Below are 19,775 nucleotides of genomic sequence, written 5' to 3' on the forward strand. Positions count from 1 at the left end.
TTAGGTTTGCTTTTGCGATTAAAAACAGGCATTTTGAGAACTTCTAGTCGTTCTCCTAGTAAAGATGTTAAAATTTGCAATTATAATGCAGCAGGGGGTATCAACCGATGAGTACAAACCGTCCAAGCCAGGATTCTCCTTGGCAGGGATTCTACGGACCGAACCTTGGTTATGTCATTGAACTGTTTGAGCAGTATTCAGCTGATCCCAGTTCAGTTGATGAGGAACTAAGAAAACAGTTTGAAGAGTGGGGTCCGCCACCATCTTCTGATGAAGCAAATCAAGAATCTGCCAACTTTCAACAAGCACAAAGCGGAACATCCATCAGAAAAATCGTGGCAGCTTCAAAACTCGCTGAGAATATCCGTGTTTACGGACATTTAGCAGCTGAAATTCATCCCCTTGAAGAAGTGTCTAAAGACATTAAACTGCTTGATCCATCCCATTATGGGCTAAGTGAGGCGGACTTGAAAACGATTCCAGCCTCTTTGATTTGGGCGGAAGCACCAAGAGACGTTCAAAATGGCCTGGAAGCCATCCAGCGTTTGAAGGATATCTATACAAAGTCCATGGCATACGAATTCAGCCATGTGCATGTAGAGGAAGAACAAACCTGGTTAAATAATATGGTGGAATCAGGATATATTTATCCTGATATGACAAATGAAGAAAAGATTGAATTATTACAGCGCCTGACTGAAGTGGAAGGCTTTGAAAAGTTTTTGCACAAAACATTTGTAGGGCAAAAACGTTTCTCCATTGAAGGATTGGATATTCTTGTGCCAATGCTTGATGATATGATTCATCAAAGCGTGAAAGGCGGCACCAGCAACATCATGATCGGTATGGCTCACCGCGGCCGGCTGAATGTGCTTGCCCATACTTTAGGCAAGCCGTACGAGAAGATTTTTGCAGAATTCCATCATTCGCCGAACAAGGAGCTTATTCCTTCTGAAGGTTCCAGAGGCATTAACTTTGGCTGGACAGGAGACGTTAAATACCACCTTGGTGCAGACCGCTCCATCGAGGAATCCAGCACAGCAAGAGCAACACTTACATTGGCAAATAACCCATCCCACCTTGAATTTGTTAATCCGGTGGTTTGCGGATATACACGAGCCGCTCAAGAGGTGCGTACAGAGCCAGGCTATCCAAAGCAGGACGTAAATAAATCATTTGCGATTTCCATTCATGGGGATGCGGCTTTTCCTGGTGAGGGAATCGTTGCTGAAACCCTGAACCTCAGCAGGCTCAGAGGGTATCAGACAGGCGGTTCGGTTCATATCATCGCCAACAACATGATTGGTTTTACAACCGAGAGTGCGGATTCGCGTTCTACGAAATATTCAAGTGACCTGGCAAAAGGATTCGAAATTCCGATTGTTCACGTGAACGCTGATGATCCGATTGCGTGTATCGCAGCCGTAACGCTCGCTTATCAATACCGTATGCGGTTCCAAAAAGACTTCCTGATTGATCTGATTGGATACAGACGTTTTGGTCACAACGAAATGGATGATCCAGCTGTTACCCAGCCGGAAAAATACGAAAAAGTAAACAACCATCCTACCGTCCGCGCCCTGTTCGCCAAGCAATTGGAAGCTGATGGCGTTATTCCTGAAGGAAAAGGCGACGAGATGGATAATGAAGTACAACAAAAACTTCAGGCGGAATATGAAAAAGTAAAAGGCGTTTCAAAAGACGGAGAAGTAAAAGATGTGGAGGTTCCTGAGTCCATTGTAAAAGGAATCCCGGCAGTGGATACTTCTGTTGCTTTAGATCAATTGAAAGAGATCAACCAGGCCCTTCTTGAACGTCCGGAAGGATTCACCGTTTATCCTAAACTGGAGAGAATTCTGGCGAGACGAGGAAATGCATTGGATGAAGGCAACAAAGTCGATTGGGCTTTGGCTGAAACCCTTGCGTTTGCATCCATCCTGAGTGACGGAACACCTATCCGCATTACCGGCCAGGATTCTGAACGTGGAACGTTTGCCCAGCGTCACCTTGTCTTGCATGACAGCAAAAACGGCAAGCTGTTTTCACCACTTCACTATATCCCGCAGGTGAAAGCGTCATTCGGCATTCATAACAGTCCGCTTTCTGAAGCATCTGTTGTTGGATTTGAGTACGGTTATAACGTGTTTGCTCCAGAAACGCTTGTTCTTTGGGAAGCACAATATGGTGACTTCGCAAATGCGGCGCAAGTTTTATTCGACCAATTTGTCTCTGCAGGACGAGCTAAATGGGGTCAAAAGTCAGGACTCGTTCTTCTTCTGCCACATGGTTACGAAGGACAAGGGCCAGAGCACTCCAGCGGCCGTATTGAACGTTTCCTTCAATTGGCTGCAGAAAACAACTGGACTGTAGCGAATCTTTCAAGCGCTGCACAGTATTTCCACATTCTTCGCCGCCAGGCTGCTATTCTTGGAAAGGATGAGGTTCGACCGCTGGTTATTATGACACCGAAGAGCCTGCTTAGAAATCCAAGAACATCTTCTCCTGGAGAGCTCCTTGGCACTGGACAATTTAATCCAGTTGTTGAACAAGAAGGACTTGGAAAGAACACGGATAAGGTAAAACGAATCGTGCTGTCTACGGGGAAAGTGGCAATCGACCTTGCTACAGAAGCAGATGGAAAAACGGAAAAGCTGGATCATCTACATGTTTTACGTGTTGAGCAGCTGTATCCGTTCCCTAAAAATGAAATCAAGGCCATTTTTGATCGCTACCCTCATCTTGAGGAAGTCGCTTGGGTACAGGAAGAGCCGAAAAACATGGGGTCTTGGGCTTACATTGAGTCCAAATTGCGTGCCCTTGCACCGGCTGGCGCTACTGTTAAGTACATTGGACGCCCTGACCGGTCCAGCCCTTCAGGCGGAGATCCTGATATCCATAAAAAAGAACAAGAACGTATCGTGACAGTTGCATTACGAGCGGAGCAAGTAAAACCGATAACTCAAGAGGGAGGCAATGAACGTGATTGAAATTAAAGTACCAGAATTAGCAGAATCCATCTCAGAAGGAACAATCGCACAATGGCTGAAAAATGTTGGTGACAACGTAAAGAAGGGCGATAACATCGTCGAGCTTGAAACGGATAAAGTCAATATTGAAATCAGCGCTGACTATGATGGTATTATCCAGGAAGTTCTTCGTGAAGAAGGCGATACCGTTGAAGTGGGAGACGTTATTGCTGTATTGAAAGAAAATGGAGAAGCTGGCGGTGAAGCAACACAAGCTCCCGAAGCTGCTGAAAGCAAAGAGGAAGCAAAACAGCCTGCAGTTGAACCTATTGGAACTGCACAGGAAAAGCAGCCGCAAGAAACCCAGCCAGCTGAAGAGCGAAAAGAAACAGATCGTCCATTGGCATCTCCGGCAGCACGCAAGCTTGCTCGTGAGCTTGGCATTGACCTTTCCAAGGTTGAAGCACGTGACCCGCTTGGACGCGTACGCCCTGAAGATGTAAAAGCAGCATCCGAAAAAGCTGCCCAGCCGGAACAAAAACCAGCAAAGGCACCTGAGAAGAAACCGGCAAGTGCTCCTAAAACTGCGGATGTACCAGGAAAACCGGTAGAACGCATGAAGCTTTCCCGCCGTCGTCAAACGATTGCTAAGCGACTGGTTGAAGTTCAGCAAACTGCTGCAATGCTAACCACGTTTAACGAAGTAGACATGACTGCGATCAACGACATCCGTAAACGCAGAAAAGACGCTTTCCTGCAGCAGAACGATGTAAAGCTGGGCTATATGTCTTTCTTTACAAAAGCGGTTGTCGGCGCATTGAAGCAGTTCCCGCTTCTTAACGCTGAAATCCAGGGAGATGAAGTGCTTCTTAAGAAGTTCTATGACATCGGAATCGCAGTTGGTGCTGAAGAAGGGCTTGTAGTACCAGTTGTACGTGATGCTGACAAGCTTTCTTTTGCCGGTATTGAAAAAGAAATTCTTTCTCTTGGTAAAAAAGCAAGAGACAACAAATTGACGCTTTCCGAGCTTCAAGGCGGTACGTTTACGATCACCAACGGCGGAATCTTTGGTTCCCTAATGTCCACTCCGATTTTGAATGCCCCACAAGTTGGTATTCTCGGAATGCACGGCATTAAATTACGTCCTGTAGCCATTGACGCAGAACGTATGGAAAACCGTCCAATGATGTATATTGCTCTTTCTTATGATCACCGTATCGTTGATGGACGTGAGGCAGTAAGCTTCCTTGCAAAAGTAAAAGAAATGCTCGAAGATCCTGAATCACTATTGCTTCAGGGCTGATTTGATGACGCTGGGGGAAAGGTTTCCCTGGCGTTTTTTATTTGCAAAAATGTAGGCAAAAGAATGCTCCCGCATTACAATAGGATAGAGAAAATAAAAAACAAAGGGGTTGTATCCTATGGGCATGCCGATGGAATTGAACACAATGATCGTGACAAAGAATAAAGAAATTCGGTTGAAATCATCAAACCTATACACACTGACAAAAGAAGGTTACCGACTTTACCCGCTGGATATTCCGCTGGAAATTCGCAAAACAAAAGAAACCAAGCCAGTAGCGATTGCAAAAATCAACGAAATGACTTGGAAGAACGGCAAAACAGAGCTTACTTATGAACTGCTTGACTTGAATACGGTAAATTAATAAATCAAAAATCGAAATATGTCGAATGGAAGTACGATAAAATCCCCCTTTTAGCGAAATGATATGTATAGAGCTCAATCTACAGTAAAAGGGGAGCACGCAAGCATGAAATTGGACGAACTGCTAAAAGTAATAACCATCACTGACCGTGTGAATCATCTTCCTTCCGTATCAATCAACGCTATTCAATTTAATTCAAAAAAAATCCGTCCTGGAGACCTGTTTGTAGCGATTAAGGGATTTGCAACAGACGGCCATCAGTACATCCAGCAAGCGATCGATAAAGGGGCTGTTGCCGTTGTCGGTGAACTGCCACCGCCCCGGTTGGATGTCCCGTACTACCAGACACCCGACTCAAGAAAAGCACTGGCACACCTTGCAAGTCAGTATTATGGGCATCCCTATCAAAATCATGTAATGATTGGAATCACTGGGACGAACGGTAAAACAACCACTGCTTATTTGTTAAAGCACATGATTGAAAAAGCAGGGAAAACTTGCTCTTTGATCGGAACGGTTCATAACATCATAAATAATGAAAGGATTCAATCAAAAAATACCACACCTGATCCTCTCGAATTGCAAGCCCTCCTTGCCGAGAGCCGTGACGAAGTTGTGATTATGGAAGTATCCTCACATGGCATTGCACAGCAGCGTGTGGAAGGGATACTGTTTGATTATGCGCTTTTTACCAATCTTGGGCATGACCATTTGGATTATCATGATAGTCTTGAGGAATATTTCAATGTGAAATCCAGACTATTTAAACAACTAAAGAAAAATGGTGCTGCGGTCATTGCTTCGCATAATGAATGGGGAAGAAAGCTCAAACATCAAATTGAAGCAACGGAACATGACGTCTATGCATTTGGCTCAGATGATCGTGATGATATGAAACTCATCCATGTATGTACAGAATACTTCCCATTAATTAAATTAAAACAAGAATCACTGGAATATATTTTTCAAATACCGCTTCCGGGACTTCATAATGTTTGGAATACAATCGGCGCGCTGCTGACCGTTTCAAAAATGAACCTTTCGCTTGAAAAGGTGATTGCTTCATTGGATATGTTCCCCGGTGTACCAGGCCGGTTTGAAACATACAGCCACACTTCAGGTGCTACATTTATCGTGGATTATGCCCATACAAAGGATGCTATAGAGTATTGTTATCAAACCGCCAAACGAGAAAATGCAGAGCGGATCGTCCATATATTAGGTTTCAGGGGGAACCGGGATGTGACCAAGCGGAGTGAAATAGTTTCCCTTTGTTCCTCTGTTTGCGACCAGCTTATACTTACCTTTGATGACTTGAATAGGGTTCCTGAGGAAAAAATGATCAGTGACCTGGAACGTTTGAAAGAAAACGATGCGAAAGACAATGCCATTGTTATCCCTGACCGTACCAAAGCCATAGAATATGCATGGAAAGAAGCCAGAGCAGGAGATTGGGTTTTTGTTACAGGAAAGGGCCAGGAAACCTACAAACAAAAATTCCAGCTTCCCGCTTCCAACGATAAAGAAACCATTCAGTTTTTGCAGCAGGAACAGCTTGCGCTTCCATATTAAAACGCCTCTGTGAGAGGCGTTTTTTTACTGGTATTTATACTGAAGATGCTCAATATCATGAATTAGTTTTTTTCCTGCAGCAGGTTCATACTGCTGATAAAGGGGCTTCAGTTTTTTTATCCACCTCTTCTTCTCTTCTGCATTCAGTGTATGAATCTCTATATCGGATTCTTCTTTAATTGATTTCAGCTGTTTTTTATTCATGGAAATGTAATGCTTCTGATTCCAGGCTACCGTTTCCTTAATCGCGTCCTGAATAATGGTTTGTACATTTCGTGGCAGCGAGTTCCAGTAATCGTTGTTGATCAGGATGGCATACCCGAGGAATCCATGATTACTGATGGTCATGTAATTTTGCACCTTATAATATTTTTTGGAATAGATATTGGAAATTGTATTTTCTTCTCCATCCACTTCTCCGGATTCCAAACTTCTGTATGTTTCATTAAAATCCATCGGAACGCTTTGGCTGCCAAGAAGATTGAACTGTTTCTTCAGGACCGAGCTCGACATGATCCTGAATTTCCGATCCTTAAAATCATCAGTCGAGATGATCGCATGGTCTTTGTTGGTGATCTGCTTTAACCCGTTCACCCAGAACCCCAGTCCTTTAATGTTATGGCTGTTGAGCGAAGATAGCAGCGTTCTTCCGATTGTTCCGTCCAATCCTTCATTGATCGCAGCTTCAGATGGGAATGCAAACGGAAGATCAAGAGCCTGCCATTTGGGCGATATGCTTCCGAGCTTTGAGGTGGCAGGAGCAATCATCTGTACGTCTCCTTCCTGAAGAGCATGAAGTTCCTCTTTGTCCGAATAAAGGCTGCCATTTGGAAAAACCTCTACCTTAACTTTATGGTTTGATTTTTGGTCTACAAGTTCGGCGAATTTTCGGGCTGCCAGTCCCTTTGGTGTATTTTCTGCCACCACATGACTGAATTTTATGACAATCTGCTCTTTAATTCCTTCCTGGTCATCATCGGATACCAGCTTTCGCTCTGAAAAATCAAAATGAAAACCTATATAAAATGAAAGCAGCAGGCCAGTGATAAGAAATAAGGCGATTCCTAAAAATGTTTTCATGCTATTCTTTTCTCCACGTCCTTTAATTTTCCATCAAGGCTTTTAATCCTCTTTACAGTCTAGCATATCTTTAAAACCATGATACAATGTTCTGTAGAATTTAAGGAAGGAAGACAGTCATGAATGTTCTAAAATTGCCCATCCGATGGAAAATTATTTTTCTCTCTTTTGGAATCGTTCTCTTTTCCCTCTTGATCGGTGGAATTATAATCACCGGCAAAATCGTTGATATGAGAGAAGAGGAGCTGGGAAAGCGGGGGATGATTACTGCCAGGACGGTTGCCCAGCTGCCAGAGGTACAAAAACAGATTCAGAAAAAGAACGGCGCGGCAGTGATCAATCCCATCGTGGAAAACATCCGGGTGATCAATAACACCGATTATATTGTTGTTTTAAACATGGAGGGCATCCGCTACTCCCATCCGGTTCAAAGCCTGATCGGCACATCGTCTACAGGTAAGGATGAAGGCCCAGCATTTGCAGATCATACCTATCTTTCCAAAGCGAAAGGAGATCTAGGAATTGCTGTCCGCGCTTTTATGCCAATAAAAAATAATAAGCTCGAACAGGTTGGTGTTGTGATCGTCGGCAACATTCTTCCCGGTTATCTTGAAATTTTACAGGGATTGAAAGCACAAATTGCATTGATTATGTTCCTGACCCTTTTATTTGGACTTTTGGGTTCCTGGATGCTTGCACGGCATATTAAACAGCAAATGTTTGAACTCGAGCCCCATCAGATCGTACGCATGTATGAAGAAAGCACCGCTGCATTTCATGCCATGCATGAAGGGGTAATCGCCATTGATATGAATGAGAAGATCACTATATTTAATGAAAGGGCAAAAGACATCTTTGATGTGACCGGCCATCCTCTGGGAAAGCCGATCCGGAGTGTTATTCCCGATACCCGTTTGCCTGAGATTATTGAATACGGGAAAGCGGTGTTTAATCAAGAAATCAATGTGAGCGGAAACATCATCATAAGCAACCGGATTCCCATTAAAGTGGACAAATCGGTGATAGGAGCGGTAGCAATTTTCCAGGACCGGACAGAAGTGGCGAAAATGGCGGAAGAGCTGACCGGGGTTAAAGCCTTTGTTGAAGCCCTTCGCATTCAAAATCATGAACACTTGAACAAATTGCATACGATTGCCGGGCTTATTCAGCTGGATAAAAAAAAACAGGCGCTGCAGTATGTGTTTGACATCACGAAACAACAGGAAAGCTTGACACGGCTGATTACAAAAAATATCCGGAACGACAGTATTGCCGGATTGCTGTTAAGCAAAGTGAGCAGAGGGAAAGAACTGAAAATCGAGGTCATCATTGACAGTCAAAGCCATCTGCAGCATCTTCCACCTCACCTGAATGAGCATGATTTTGTCATCATCCTCGGAAACCTGATTGAAAACTCATTTTACGCCCTGAATGAGTCCGATACTTCACTGAAAAAAATCGACGTTAGTATTGAACAGGATCATGAAGTATGCGCGTTGCTGGTTGAAGACAACGGACCTGGCATTCCAGAGGAACTCCTTCCCGATATCTTTGTAAAAGGAGTCACTACGAAAGGAGAAGAGGGACTCGGGATTGGGCTTTATCTGGTGAAGGATATCGTGAACAAGGGGAAAGGAGAGATTTCTCTTTCTACATTCCCAGGCGGCGGAACCAGCTTTTATATCACATTTCCAATGAAATAAAGGAGCATTGCGATGAAAGAAAATAGCATTGACGTATTGTTAATAGAGGATGACCCCATGGTTTTGGAAATTAACAGGGCATTTATTGAAAAGGTTTCTGGCTTCAAGGTGACGGGAATGGCCGCAAACGGAGCGGAAGGGTTAAAAAAGATCAAGAAACTGCAGCCCGATCTCGTCGTTCTTGACATCTATATGCCGAAGCAGGACGGCATTCATACCATCCACGAGATTCGAAAACAAAAATCTAAGGTAGATGTTATCGTAATTTCCGCGGCAAATGACCGGCAGACCATACAAACCATGCTGCAGCAGGGAGCGGTGGATTATATCATTAAGCCGTTTAAATTTGAGAGAATCCAGCAAGCGCTTGAACGGTATAAGGAATACAGGCTGCAGCTAAATACGCAAGGAGAAATGTCACAGAAAGAGGTCGATGCTTTGCTGTCGGTAGCGACCATTTCCGAACGGAAACAAGAGGAGATACCAAAAGGGCTGAGTCAAAATACACTCATGCAGATTATCGGTTTTTTGAAAGACCAATCGGGAGGGAAATCATCAGAAGAAGTAGCAGAAGGAGTCGGCATTGCCCGGGTAACCGCACGAAGGTATCTTGAATACCTGGAGAAAACCGGGGAAATTAAGCTGGACGTCCAATATGGAGGGGTGGGCAGGCCAATCAACCGGTATTTAATGAAAAACAGGTAGAAATAAACAGAGGAAGACCAAAAAGACCAAAAAGGACAATATCACCTAAATATTCACTAAATTTTCAGAAAGCGTTATCATCGTTTTATCGGTGATAACGCTTTCAGTTTTTCATAAGGAGGAAAACCATGAAACCATTATTCAAAAACCTGACCTTCCAAGTCATAATTGCCATTATTCTTGGTATTACAGTAGGGCTTCTCTGGCCGGATGCCGGTAAGCAAATGAAACCGCTCGGTGATACATTTATCAATGCGGTAAAAATGGTGATTGCCCCGATTATCTTTCTTACCATTGTATTAGGGATTGCGAAAATGGGGGACATGAAAAAAGTAGGAAAAGTCGGAGGAAAGGCTTTTATCTATTTTGAAGTAGTAACGACGTTTGCTCTGGTGATCGGCCTTATTGTTGTTAACATTATTAAGCCTGGGGCAGGACTGGACTTTGATAAGCTGCAAAAAGGTGATGTTTCTCAGTTCACATCCGAAGGCGGAGAAGGCGGTATCAACTGGATCGACTTTTTCACCCATATCGTTCCGAGCAACATGGTTGATGCGTTTGCCAAAGGTGATATCCTGCAGGTTCTCTTCTTTTCCATTTTGTTTGGAGTGGGGTTAACAGCCTTAAGGGACAGAGGGAAGCCTGTTATTGAGTTCTTTGATAAACTGCTTACGATTTTCTTTAATGTAGTGGGCTACATTATGAAAGCGGCACCTATTGGCGCTTTTGGCGCGATGGCATTTACGATCGGCAATTTCGGACTTGCTTCTCTTCTGCCGCTTGGAAAATTGATGATTTCGGTGTACACCACCATGTTCCTGTTCGTTGTTGTGGTATTGAATATTATTTGTAAAATGTACGGCTTTAGCTTGTGGAAATACCTGAGATACATTAAAGATGAAATCCTGATCGTTCTTGGAACAAGTTCATCTGAATCGGTGCTTCCGCGCATGATGAATAAAATGGAGAAATTCGGCTGCTCAAAATCCGTTGTGGGTCTTGTCATTCCAACCGGTTATTCGTTTAACCTGGATGGAACCTCCATCTACCTTTCCATGGCTGTTGTTTTTCTGGCTCAAGTATTCAATGTGGATTTAAGCTTGACCCAGCAATTAACTATTATTGCCGTTCTGATGCTTACATCCAAAGGAGCTGCTGCTGTAACAGGAGGAGGTTTTATTGTCCTTGCTTCCACACTTTCCGCCATGCAGGTTATTCCTGTTGAAGGGCTCGCATTGCTGCTTGGTGTTGACCGCTTTATGAGTGAAGCCCGTGCGATTGTGAATTTGATCGGAAATGGGATTGCTACGATTGTGGTTTCCAAAAGTGAGAAAGAGTTTGATGAGAAACAGAGCGAACGCGCAGTACTTGATCTCGAAGCTGCAAGTAAAACCGCATAATAAAAAAAGCGCCCTCCCGGCGCTTTTTTTGTTTTCTATCTTCGGTGATTTTCCTCAACTTTTTTAGCGGTTTTGTTCGTCCGCCAGACGATTTTTGTTTGCTGAATAGTCTGTAGGCTTCTGGTTGCTATGTACTTTCTTTTCATATTCAAGAAGACCTTCTTTGTTATTTTTTGAATCAGCCATGATGAATCAGCTTCTTCTTTTTTGATGTACAGTTTGTTTTCCCTGCTGCAGAAGATTAAAACCGTTTAAATCATGATAAAAAGGGTACAGTATTTCTATCGACAGGGAGGGATGGACATGACTGAAAACAAGAACCCATCAAATAATGAGTCTGTAGAACAAAAAGAGAAGGAAACGAGACATCAGGATATTGATCCTCAGCGCGATCCTGATAAATCTGAAAAAAGGAAAGAAGACAAAAATCCTGATGATTTCGAATAGAAAAGCCTGAAACGCATCAGGCTTTTCTTTTTGTTTGCTTTCTTCACTTTAAAAACAGAGGATATTCCATTAAAATAATAGGTGACCAGATAAGGAGGGACCAAAATGATTCATCAAGCATGGAATAACAAAGAAACCGTTAAAAAAGTAAAATGTGTACATACGAACGCTGGGAAGTATATGGTTAACCGTGTGCTCACAGAAGGAAAAACGTATGAAGTGAAAAACGAAACTGACGAATTTTATTTCGTATTGGACAATTCCGGCAAGATCGGCGGTTTTTATAAAGATTATTTTCAAGAGGTGCAATGAGCTAAGTGCTCATTGCTTTTTTGTTTGCTATTAAAAATTTCCGGTGAAGGATAAAATGATGGATTCGTGGATTTATGCCTTCTTTACGATAGGTTACGTGATTTTGCTGTTGATGGGGTTTTACCGGACCAACCAAACCGAGTGCAAAACGCTCATTTATCGCATTCACTGTACTGCTGATTGTGCTGGAAATCGTGACGGAAACAAAGGACGTAAAATTGAAAGTGGAAGAAAAATTTGGTGCACTACGCTACGTGAATGCCGAATCTGGCGGCCCGCCGCTCATGGTGTTCATTACTATTATCCCATTGCTGGCTGCGGGTTTCTATATTTTAAAGCAGCAGCATTGGATCTGGATGCTTGCAGGGGCGGCTATCATGACGGCAGGAAACGCCATTCCTCTGGAGTTGAACAGCACGGCTGTAACCAATGCGTCCGAGCTTATTCTGCTGATTAGTCTTTGGGCAACCAAATTTTATCTTGATCAAAAGCGAAGAGGTGTTGAAGTATAAAAAGGAAGCCATGATGGCTTCCTTTTTTAATGGATCGGCTGTGTACGATGTTTGGCGATCACTGCTTTGATGGTGAAATAGGAAATTTCATCACCAAGTTCATCTTTTAATGGCTTTAATTTTTCAGAACCCAGCGTTTCGATCGCATTCAGAATTTTTTCTTCCTCCCCTTCGGGAATGATCCTGTTCCAGTCGAAATTCACGTTCTCTTCCGCACATCGGAGCAGATGGTTTTCAACCGTTTGTTTAGAAAGGCCTCTGATTTTTGCGATGTGTTCAATGGTGTGATTTTCATTGAACATAGCATAGGACTCGAGATGACTGTTTTTTTGATGGGTGTCTGCTTTTCTCTCAGTTACGGCTGTCTCTGTTGTCTGGGCTTTTATCGCATCAAGAAAGAGGGAACCATATCGGTCAAATTTTACCTGGCCAACCCCTTTGATCTTAAGCATATCTTCTTCCGTTTGCGGGATTTTCTCACTCATTTCCGTTAGTGCACTGTCAGCAAACACAACATAAGGAGGAACATTTTCTTGATCAGCCAGTTCCTTTCGCAAGGCTCTGAGGTGCTCAAACAGTTCGTTGTTTTGGGCAACCCTGACGACCATGTGCCGTTTTTCCTTCCGATAAACCTTTTCTTCCCCCTTGAGTACATGGACAGCACGCTGGGTAAGCATTAACACCGGATATTGACTGTCGGATAATTGAAGCAGGCCTTCCGCGGTTAAATAGTCAATCAGCTGCATGATCTCTTTTTGAGAAAGATCCTTCATGAGTCCATAGGTTGACAGGGAAGTCAGCCCAAGCTCCTGAAGCCGTTTAGTACGTGATCCGTTAAGCACTTGGGCGACCACTGTTTTTCCAAAACGTTCATTCATGCGCTTGACGCAGGAAAAAACCATTTGTGCCTGTGTGGTGATCTCTTTCTGGTCACGCTCATCTGTACAATTTCCGCATTTGCCGCAATCAGAGGCGGGTTCATCTCCGAAGTATTCCACTATAAACCGCTGGAGGCATTGTTCGGTGTGACAGTAGTCTGTCATCAACTGAAGTTTTTTGTATTCGTTGCCTTTTCTTGTTTCATCCTGTGTTCCTTGTTCAATCAGAAACTTTTGAAGCTGTACATCCCGTGGAGAGAAGAAAAGAAGGCATTCGCTTGGTTCCCCATCCCTTCCGGCACGTCCTGCTTCCTGATAATAAGCTTCAAGATTACGTGGCAGGTTGTAATGAATCACATATCGGACATTCGTTTTGTTGATTCCCATTCCAAATGCATTGGTCGCGACCATGATGGAAGTATCATCGTAGATAAACTGGTTTTGAGATTCGGAACGTTCCTCTTCCGACAGCCCCGCATGATATTTTGACGTGCGATAGCCTTGTTTAACGAGCAACCCGTGAAGCTGGTCCACCTCATTTCTTGTGGAGGCGTAAATGATTCCCGGGCTGGATTGGTTTTTTTCAATATATTTTAATAGAAATTCCCGTTTCACTTCATCCTTTATGATAGAAAAGGTAAGGTTGTCCCGTTCAAAGCCGGTCACTACCATTTCCTCGATATTCAATTGGGAGCATATATCCTCTGTTACTTCCTTTGTTGCCGTTGCTGTCAGGGCAACGATGACAGGACGGGGATATAAGTTATTGAGCATATCCTTGATTCTGAGATAGCTTGGACGGAAGTCATGCCCCCATTGCGAAATACAGTGGGCTTCATCAATGGCAATCATTGAAACATTGATCTGTCCAACCAGTCTTCTGAAGCTTAGAGATTCAAGCCGCTCAGGGGCAATATAAATCAGCTGATACGTGCCTTTCTCAGCTTGCTGTAACCGTTCCTGGATTTCCTGGTCGGATAATGAACTATTAATATATGTAGAGGGTATTCCAGCATTTTCAAGAGAATCCACCTGGTCCTTCATAAGGGAAATCAGAGGTGAAATGACAAGTGTCACACCTTCGAGAAGCATCGCCGGAACTTGGTAGCAGAGGGATTTTCCGCCGCCTGTAGGCATGATGCCAAGCGTGTTTTTTCGTTGAAAAATGCTTTTGATCACTGCTTCCTGTCCAGGACGGAAGGAAGGGTAGCCGAAATGACGTTCTAATATTTGCTGTGCCAGATTAAGCATAAAATCTCCTTTCCAAAAAAGAGAGAGTAAAACTGCGGTTTAAAAAACTAAGGACAAAGATTAATTATACAACAATCAGCAAAAACCTGCAGAACTTATAAAAGGAGGTTCTTCAGTTTCCGCTGAAATTCGATGTAAAATGCTGGGAAAAGGGGAAACTTGTAGAAATTTGTAACATAACTGTAACCTTACTAAAATAGTTTTGTTAAGAAATTTTTATAAGATAGATTTATTGGTAATGCAAGAAAATTTTAGGGGGAACGTACGACTTGAAAAAATTACTTATGGGGTTAGGGATTGCCGGCGTATTGGCCGCAAATCCAATTGTTGGACAAGCTGCACTTGGAGACCATACATTGAGATATGGAATGACACATACTGAAGTAAAGGATTTACAACAAACGTTAAAAACAAAAGGCTATTTTACCTATAGCGTAACACCTACTACCTATTTTGGAACTTATACGCAAAGCGCTGTTAAGAGCTTTCAAAAAGCTAAAGGACTTACAGCTGATGGAATTGCCGGGCCGGCAACATTCAAGGCATTGGGCGTCACGAAATCGTATAGTGCCACAGCGATTGTTTCAACAGCTAAACAATACATAGGTGTGCCGTATGTATGGGGCGGTACATCACCATCCGGCTTTGATTGCAGTGGTTATGTTTATTATGTTTTTAACAAATCGGCAGGAATTACGCTGCCAAGAACAACGGCAGATATGTACAAGCAGGGTACAAAAGTAACGACCCTGAAAACAGGAGATCTTGTTTTCTTTACAACTTATACAACAGGTGCCTCCCATGTGGGCATTTATATTGGAAACAACCAATTTATTTCTGCAACTTCTTCAAGTGGCGTATCGATTGTTTCCATGGACAACAGTTATTGGAAGGCGCGTTACTTGGGAGCAAAACGAATCTAATTGGAAAACCGGGGAACTTAAGCGAATTAAGTTCTCCGGTTTTTTTATTTTCCTGATAATTGGGTATAAGAGTAAAAATAAAGTGAATGATGACATGAAAACAGAAAAACAGGGAAATATAGGAAATGACAGGAGGGAATGAACAAAATGACAAACAGCAAACTGCCGCAATTTTCCGAATCCTACTGGAGAGATTCCTTCACAGTGAAAGGATATGAACCTTTGAATGCTGACGATGAAGCGGATGTCGTTGTCATTGGAGGCGGGATTACAGGAATTACAACCGCCTATCTTTTAAGCAAAGAAGGTCAAAATGTTATCTTGCTAGAAGGAGGAAAGCTGTTAAATGGTACGACTGGACATACAACAGCAAAAGTCACGTGCCAGCATGGTATCATCTATGATGAATTGATTCAGCACTTTGGAGAGGAAGTTACAAGGCAATATTATGAAGCAAATAATGAAGCGCTGAATTTTATGAAGGCAACCATTAAGGAACATAGCATTGAGTGCGATTTTTCCGAGCAGGATGCGATTATATATGCAGAATCCGAGCAGTACCTGGAGCAGGTAAAAAAAGAGTACGATGCCTACCAGAAGCTTGGCATCGATAGTGAATATCTGGAAGCCATTCCTTTGGATATTCCCGTTCTAGGTGCCGTCTCCATGAAAAAGCAGGGCCAGTTTCACCCTGTTAAATATTTGGCGGCCCTGGCCGATGAATTTGTAAAAAGGGGGGGGAGAATATTCGAAGGGACAACTGCTTCTGACATCCAAACCGGACCAAATCCGGTTGTCGTCACAAGGGAAGGGCATAAAGTGCGTTGCCGTCATGCAGTTGTCGCTTCCCACTTCCCATTTTATGACGGAGCAGGATTCTACTTTGCGAGGATGCATCCTGAACGCTCCTATGCCATAGGAGTGAAAACAACGATGGACTATCCCGGCGGCATGTATTTAAGCGCAGACAGTCCGACCCGGTCAATCCGATACACCGAAAATAACGGGGAAAAGTTGCTCATTGTTGGTGGTGAAAGCCATAAAACCGGGCAGGATGAAAATACAGAAAAACACTATGAAGCGCTCCGCAAATTTAGCGAAGACGTGTTGGCAGCTACAGACATACCGTATCGCTGGTCTGCACAGGACCTTGTAACCTTGGATAAAATCCCGTACATCGGACCCATCACCTCTGTGCACAGCAACATATTAGTTGCCACTGGGTATAGAAAATGGGGGATGACCAACGGAATTTTCGCGGGCATGCTGGTGAGAGATTTGATTCTGGAACGGGAAAATCCGTACCGTGATGTCTTTACGCCTTCAAGGTTTAAAGCTGACCCAAGCTTAAAAACATTAGTTGTGGAAAATGCCGATGTCGCCAAACACTTAATAGAAGGAAAATTGGAGATGCCTGACCGGACGCCTGCCGATCTTGGACCGGATGAGGGTGCTCCTGTTACCTATAATGGGAAAAGAGCAGGTGCGTATAAGGATGAACGCGGCCAGCTCTACGTATTGGATACGACCTGTACCCATCTTGGATGTGAAGTGGCCTGGAATAACGCGGAACGGACGTGGGATTGTCCATGCCATGGTTCAAGGTTTTCCTATGAAGGAGAAGTCGTTGAGGGACCGGCTACCGATCCGCTGACAAAATTGAATGACGAATAATGAATAATAAAAGGCTTCCAGTAGTTGTTTACTGAAGCCTTTTTTTGTTGGCACGGCAGGCTCTTATGAACCCCTCAAGCAAGGTTGCCTGTGACGGGGTATCATTCAATTCCTCGGGATGCCATTGAACGCCAAGGATAAATTGTTTTGGATCCACGGATTCTATCGATTCAATCGCGCCATCGGGAGCAAAGGCAACAGGGCGGAGAGCTGAAGGTATCAATTTAACTGCCTGATGGTGAAAACTGTTGACCCGTAAATTCGTCTTCCTCCCTGTCATGTCGTGCAGCAGGGAATTTTCCACAACAGCAATCGAATGAGTGGGCACACTGCGTGCGGCCTCCTGATGATGTTTGATGGGATTTTTCAGTTCGGAGCCCACATGCTGAATTATGGTGCCGCCGAGAGCGACATTTAAAATACTCATTCCCCTGCATATGCCTAAAACAGGCTTGTTCTGCTCTAGGGCTTTGTTTAGCACTCCGATTTCATAATCATCTTGCTGCGGGTTTACTTTTCCAAGGTTGGTTACTGGTTCTTCGCCAAAAAAGGATGGATCAATATCATCGCCGCCTGGAAGCAGGAGACCGTCACAAAGAGCCAGACTTTCGCAGGCCGCTTCACGATTAACAGACGGTATAAGAAAAGGTAACCCTCCAGCTTTAACAATGGCTTTGCTGTAGGCCAGGTTCAAAATAGAACTGTTGTTTCCCTTGTACATGGACGAAGAAACTGTAATCCCGATCACGGGGAGAATTCTGTTCATGAATAACCATCCTTTCCTATCTTTCGGTGTCTACCAGTATGCCCAAATATAATTGAACGTTTGCAAACTAAATCAGAGGGTAAACATAAACCTGAATTATCTAAAAATTCAAAATATGAGGAGGTTACGCATGAAGCAAAAATTCTCCGTTTTTTTGATCATGGTTCTCAGTTTTTTTATTGTATTCCAGCCTGGTGAAGGACTGGCAAAGGCGTCACTGAAGCCCAAGAAAACCCATTCGTATTCACAAGTTGCCTACGGGCAGGACGGAATGGTAGCCAGCGCCACCCCTCTCGCTTCCAAAATTGGAGCGGATGTGCTCAAAAGTGGTGGCAATGCGGTTGACGCAGCAGTCGCCATACAATTTGCGCTCAATGTCACAGAGCCCATGATGTCGGGGATCGGCGGAGGGGGTTTTATGATGGTATATGATGCCAGCACCAAAAAAACTTCTATTGTTGACAGCCGGGAACGTGCCCCTGCGGGAGCTGAACCCGATATGTTTCTTGGCGAGGATGGAAAACCAATTCCCTTTGAAGAAAGGGTTACTCAAGGAACAGCAGTCGGAGTTCCAGGAACGTTGGCCGGCCTTCAAAAAGCGCTGGATAAATGGGGAACCAAGCCAATGAGCCTGCTTATCAATCCGGCCATTGGCCTGGCTCAGCATGGTTTCAGGATTGATTCAGTTCTTGCAAGATCAATTGAGGAAAGCAAAGAAAAGCTTTCCATCTCAGCGGCTAAAGATGTTTTTCTGCCGCATGGAAAACCCTTGAAAGAAGGGGATAAGCTCGTTCAAAAGAATTTGGCCAGGACCTTCCGCCTGATTCGCAAGGGCGGACCTGATGTGTTATACAAGGGTGAAGCCGGACGTGCACTTGCGCGGACAGTGCAAAAAAGAGGAGGTACGATCAAACCATCCGATCTTAGAAACTATCATGTGAATGTTGATCAGCCGGTATGGGGAGATTATAAAGGATACAGGGTCGCCAGCATGCCGCCGCCGAGTTCAGGAGGGGTTTTCCTCTTGCAGATGCTGAAGATGCTTGATAGCTACCATTTATCACAGTACGACGTGAAATCGTGGCAAAAGTATCACCTCCTTGCCGAAGCCATGCATCTTTCTTATGCAGACCGGGCAGCTTATGCTGGTGACCCGGAATTTGTGAAGGTGCCAGTCAAAGGGCTTTTGCATCCGGATTATATTAAAGAGCGCCAGTCCCTCATTGGACTCGACCATATGAATAAGACGGTAAGGGCCGGAGATCCTTGGAAATATGAAAATGGCACGCCAAATTATAAGGTTGTACCCCAAAATGACAACAAAAAAACCGGCCAGACCACCCATTTTACAGTAGCCGACCGATGGGGAAATGTGGTTTCCTACACAACGACCATTGAGCAAGTGTTTGGAACCGGGATCATGGTTCCGGGTTATGGCTTTATGCTCAATAACGAGCTCACGGATTTTGATGCAGTTCCCGGTGGGGCAAATGAGGTCCAGCCCAATAAACGGCCGCTCAGCAGCATGACGCCGACAATCATCTTCAAAAATAATAAACCCTATTTAACTGTTGGTTCACCAGGCGGTCCAACTATTATCACTTCGGTATTACAGACCATTCTTCACTCTCTTGAATATAAGATGGAATTAAAAGCGGCTGTGGAAGAACCAAGAATATACACGAATAATGTGAACAACTATCAGTACGAAAAAGGAATTCCCGCCGATGTTATTTCAGAACTGAATGAAAAAGGGCATGCTTTTGGCCAGCCCGGCGATGAAATCGGCAACGTCCAAAGTATTTTTATCGACAGCAAAGAGGGCTATTTTAAAGGAGTGGCCGACTCTAGCCGAAACGGTGCCGCCATTGGTGTCACGCTGAATAACAGAAAATAGGGAAAGAAGACGCATGGACAGT

At 43.9% G+C, this 19,775-nt stretch carries 17 protein-coding genes; 13 read left to right on the forward strand and 4 right to left on the reverse strand.

Features of this window, described 5'->3' with window-relative positions; genetic code table 11:
- Positions 1 to 107: 107 nt before the first annotated feature.
- The 4 genes from AS030_RS07360 to AS030_RS07375 all read left to right on the forward strand — a co-directional run bounded on the left by AS030_RS07360 (position 108) and on the right by AS030_RS07375 (position 6,205).
- Positions 108 to 2,987: a 2-oxoglutarate dehydrogenase E1 component gene (locus AS030_RS07360; protein WP_061970007.1), complete on the forward strand. Its 2,880-nt coding sequence runs from the start codon at positions 108 to 110 to the stop codon at positions 2,985 to 2,987.
- Positions 2,980 to 4,269: a 2-oxoglutarate dehydrogenase complex dihydrolipoyllysine-residue succinyltransferase gene (odhB, locus tag AS030_RS07365; protein WP_061971627.1), complete on the forward strand. Its 1,290-nt coding sequence runs from the start codon at positions 2,980 to 2,982 to the stop codon at positions 4,267 to 4,269. Before AS030_RS07360 ends, odhB begins: the two co-directional genes overlap by 8 nt.
- A gap of 118 nt (positions 4,270 to 4,387) precedes the next feature.
- Entirely contained in the window at positions 4,388 to 4,633 is a 246-nt protein-coding gene (locus AS030_RS07370) for a DUF2584 domain-containing protein (RefSeq protein WP_061970009.1), read from the forward strand.
- Between the two features lie 105 nt (positions 4,634 to 4,738).
- Positions 4,739 to 6,205, forward strand: a complete 1,467-nt coding sequence (locus AS030_RS07375; protein ID WP_061970011.1) for a UDP-N-acetylmuramoyl-L-alanyl-D-glutamate--2,6-diaminopimelate ligase — start codon at positions 4,739 to 4,741, stop codon at positions 6,203 to 6,205.
- A gap of 24 nt (positions 6,206 to 6,229) precedes the next feature.
- Here AS030_RS07375 and AS030_RS07380 read toward each other — a convergent pair whose 3' ends face one another.
- Entirely contained in the window at positions 6,230 to 7,285 is a 1,056-nt protein-coding gene (locus AS030_RS07380) for a DctP family TRAP transporter solute-binding subunit (RefSeq protein ID WP_061970013.1), read from the reverse strand.
- 119 nt (positions 7,286 to 7,404) lie between these two features.
- Here AS030_RS07380 and AS030_RS07385 point away from each other — a divergent pair, with 119 nt between their 5' ends.
- The 3 genes from AS030_RS07385 to dctP all read left to right on the forward strand — a co-directional run bounded on the left by AS030_RS07385 (position 7,405) and on the right by dctP (position 11,093).
- Positions 7,405 to 8,988 carry an ATP-binding protein gene (locus tag AS030_RS07385; protein ID WP_061970016.1) on the forward strand — a complete coding sequence of 528 codons (1,584 nt, stop codon included), beginning with the start codon at positions 7,405 to 7,407 and terminating at the stop codon, positions 8,986 to 8,988.
- A 12-nt stretch (positions 8,989 to 9,000) separates the two neighbouring features.
- The gene (locus AS030_RS07390; RefSeq protein ID WP_061970018.1) at positions 9,001 to 9,693 is read left to right on the forward strand and encodes a response regulator; all 693 of its coding nucleotides are present in this window, start codon (positions 9,001 to 9,003) and stop codon (positions 9,691 to 9,693) included.
- A gap of 128 nt (positions 9,694 to 9,821) precedes the next feature.
- Complete coding sequence (dctP, locus tag AS030_RS07395; RefSeq protein ID WP_061970021.1) at positions 9,822 to 11,093, forward strand: C4-dicarboxylate transporter DctP; 1,272 nt, start codon at positions 9,822 to 9,824, stop codon at positions 11,091 to 11,093.
- A 63-nt stretch (positions 11,094 to 11,156) separates the two neighbouring features.
- On the opposite strand, the gene AS030_RS24535 is transcribed toward dctP, so the two are convergent.
- The gene (locus AS030_RS24535; RefSeq protein WP_276203845.1) at positions 11,157 to 11,279 is read right to left on the reverse strand and encodes a hypothetical protein; all 123 of its coding nucleotides are present in this window, start codon (positions 11,277 to 11,279) and stop codon (positions 11,157 to 11,159) included.
- Positions 11,280 to 11,396: 117 nt separating this feature from the next.
- Here AS030_RS24535 and AS030_RS23520 point away from each other — a divergent pair, with 117 nt between their 5' ends.
- The 3 genes from AS030_RS23520 (at position 11,397) to AS030_RS07405 (ending at position 12,364) form a co-directional block, all read left to right on the forward strand.
- Positions 11,397 to 11,540 (forward strand): 3-methyladenine DNA glycosylase, encoded by a 144-nt coding sequence (locus AS030_RS23520; protein ID WP_129475659.1) that lies wholly within the window; start codon positions 11,397 to 11,399, stop codon positions 11,538 to 11,540.
- 105 nt (positions 11,541 to 11,645) lie between these two features.
- Positions 11,646 to 11,852, forward strand: a complete 207-nt coding sequence (locus tag AS030_RS07400; protein ID WP_061970023.1) for a DUF6501 family protein — start codon at positions 11,646 to 11,648, stop codon at positions 11,850 to 11,852.
- A 194-nt stretch (positions 11,853 to 12,046) separates the two neighbouring features.
- On the forward strand, positions 12,047 to 12,364 hold the full coding sequence (locus tag AS030_RS07405; protein WP_141687036.1) for a hypothetical protein: 318 nt from the start codon (positions 12,047 to 12,049) through the stop codon (positions 12,362 to 12,364).
- Positions 12,365 to 12,390: 26 nt separating this feature from the next.
- Here the strand turns inward: AS030_RS07405 and recQ are convergent, their stop codons facing one another.
- Positions 12,391 to 14,493 carry a DNA helicase RecQ gene (recQ, locus tag AS030_RS07410; protein WP_061970029.1) on the reverse strand — a complete coding sequence of 701 codons (2,103 nt, stop codon included), beginning with the start codon at positions 14,491 to 14,493 and terminating at the stop codon, positions 12,391 to 12,393.
- Between the two features lie 269 nt (positions 14,494 to 14,762).
- Here recQ and AS030_RS07415 point away from each other — a divergent pair, with 269 nt between their 5' ends.
- Together AS030_RS07415 and AS030_RS07420 are read left to right on the forward strand one after the other, a co-directional pair.
- The gene (locus AS030_RS07415) at positions 14,763 to 15,416 is read left to right on the forward strand and encodes a C40 family peptidase (protein ID WP_061970032.1); all 654 of its coding nucleotides are present in this window, start codon (positions 14,763 to 14,765) and stop codon (positions 15,414 to 15,416) included.
- 147 nt (positions 15,417 to 15,563) lie between these two features.
- On the forward strand, positions 15,564 to 17,090 hold the full coding sequence (locus tag AS030_RS07420; protein WP_061970034.1) for an FAD-dependent oxidoreductase: 1,527 nt from the start codon (positions 15,564 to 15,566) through the stop codon (positions 17,088 to 17,090).
- A gap of 28 nt (positions 17,091 to 17,118) precedes the next feature.
- Here AS030_RS07420 and AS030_RS07425 read toward each other — a convergent pair whose 3' ends face one another.
- Positions 17,119 to 17,856: a gamma-glutamyl-gamma-aminobutyrate hydrolase family protein gene (locus AS030_RS07425; RefSeq protein ID WP_061970037.1), complete on the reverse strand. Its 738-nt coding sequence runs from the start codon at positions 17,854 to 17,856 to the stop codon at positions 17,119 to 17,121.
- Positions 17,857 to 17,986: 130 nt separating this feature from the next.
- Here AS030_RS07425 and ggt point away from each other — a divergent pair, with 130 nt between their 5' ends.
- Positions 17,987 to 19,753 (forward strand): gamma-glutamyltransferase, encoded by a 1,767-nt coding sequence (gene ggt, locus AS030_RS07430; RefSeq protein ID WP_061970040.1) that lies wholly within the window; start codon positions 17,987 to 17,989, stop codon positions 19,751 to 19,753.
- Positions 19,754 to 19,775 lie beyond the last annotated feature (22 nt).

Origin of the sequence: Fictibacillus enclensis (assembly GCF_001457035.1) — a bacterium.
Classification (GTDB): domain Bacteria; phylum Bacillota; class Bacilli; order Bacillales; family Fictibacillaceae; genus Fictibacillus_C; species Fictibacillus_C enclensis.

Coding starts and splice junctions, on each gene's coding strand:
- AS030_RS07385 (WP_061970016.1), top strand. CDS start 7,405: ATGAATGTTCTAAAATTGCCCATCCGATGGAAAATTATTTTTCTCTCT.
- recQ (WP_061970029.1), bottom strand. CDS start 14,493: ATGCTTAATCTGGCACAGCAAATATTAGAACGTCATTTCGGCTACCCT.
- AS030_RS07390 (WP_061970018.1), top strand. CDS start 9,001: ATGAAAGAAAATAGCATTGACGTATTGTTAATAGAGGATGACCCCATG.
- AS030_RS07375 (WP_061970011.1), top strand. CDS start 4,739: ATGAAATTGGACGAACTGCTAAAAGTAATAACCATCACTGACCGTGTG.
- AS030_RS07380 (WP_061970013.1), bottom strand. CDS start 7,285: ATGAAAACATTTTTAGGAATCGCCTTATTTCTTATCACTGGCCTGCTG.
- AS030_RS07400 (WP_061970023.1), top strand. CDS start 11,646: ATGATTCATCAAGCATGGAATAACAAAGAAACCGTTAAAAAAGTAAAA.
- AS030_RS24535 (WP_276203845.1), bottom strand. CDS start 11,279: ATGGCTGATTCAAAAAATAACAAAGAAGGTCTTCTTGAATATGAAAAG.
- ggt (WP_061970040.1), top strand. CDS start 17,987: ATGAAGCAAAAATTCTCCGTTTTTTTGATCATGGTTCTCAGTTTTTTT.
- dctP (WP_061970021.1), top strand. CDS start 9,822: ATGAAACCATTATTCAAAAACCTGACCTTCCAAGTCATAATTGCCATT.
- AS030_RS07370 (WP_061970009.1), top strand. CDS start 4,388: ATGGGCATGCCGATGGAATTGAACACAATGATCGTGACAAAGAATAAA.
- AS030_RS07360 (WP_061970007.1), top strand. CDS start 108: ATGAGTACAAACCGTCCAAGCCAGGATTCTCCTTGGCAGGGATTCTAC.
- AS030_RS23520 (WP_129475659.1), top strand. CDS start 11,397: ATGACTGAAAACAAGAACCCATCAAATAATGAGTCTGTAGAACAAAAA.
- AS030_RS07425 (WP_061970037.1), bottom strand. CDS start 17,856: ATGAACAGAATTCTCCCCGTGATCGGGATTACAGTTTCTTCGTCCATG.
- AS030_RS07420 (WP_061970034.1), top strand. CDS start 15,564: ATGACAAACAGCAAACTGCCGCAATTTTCCGAATCCTACTGGAGAGAT.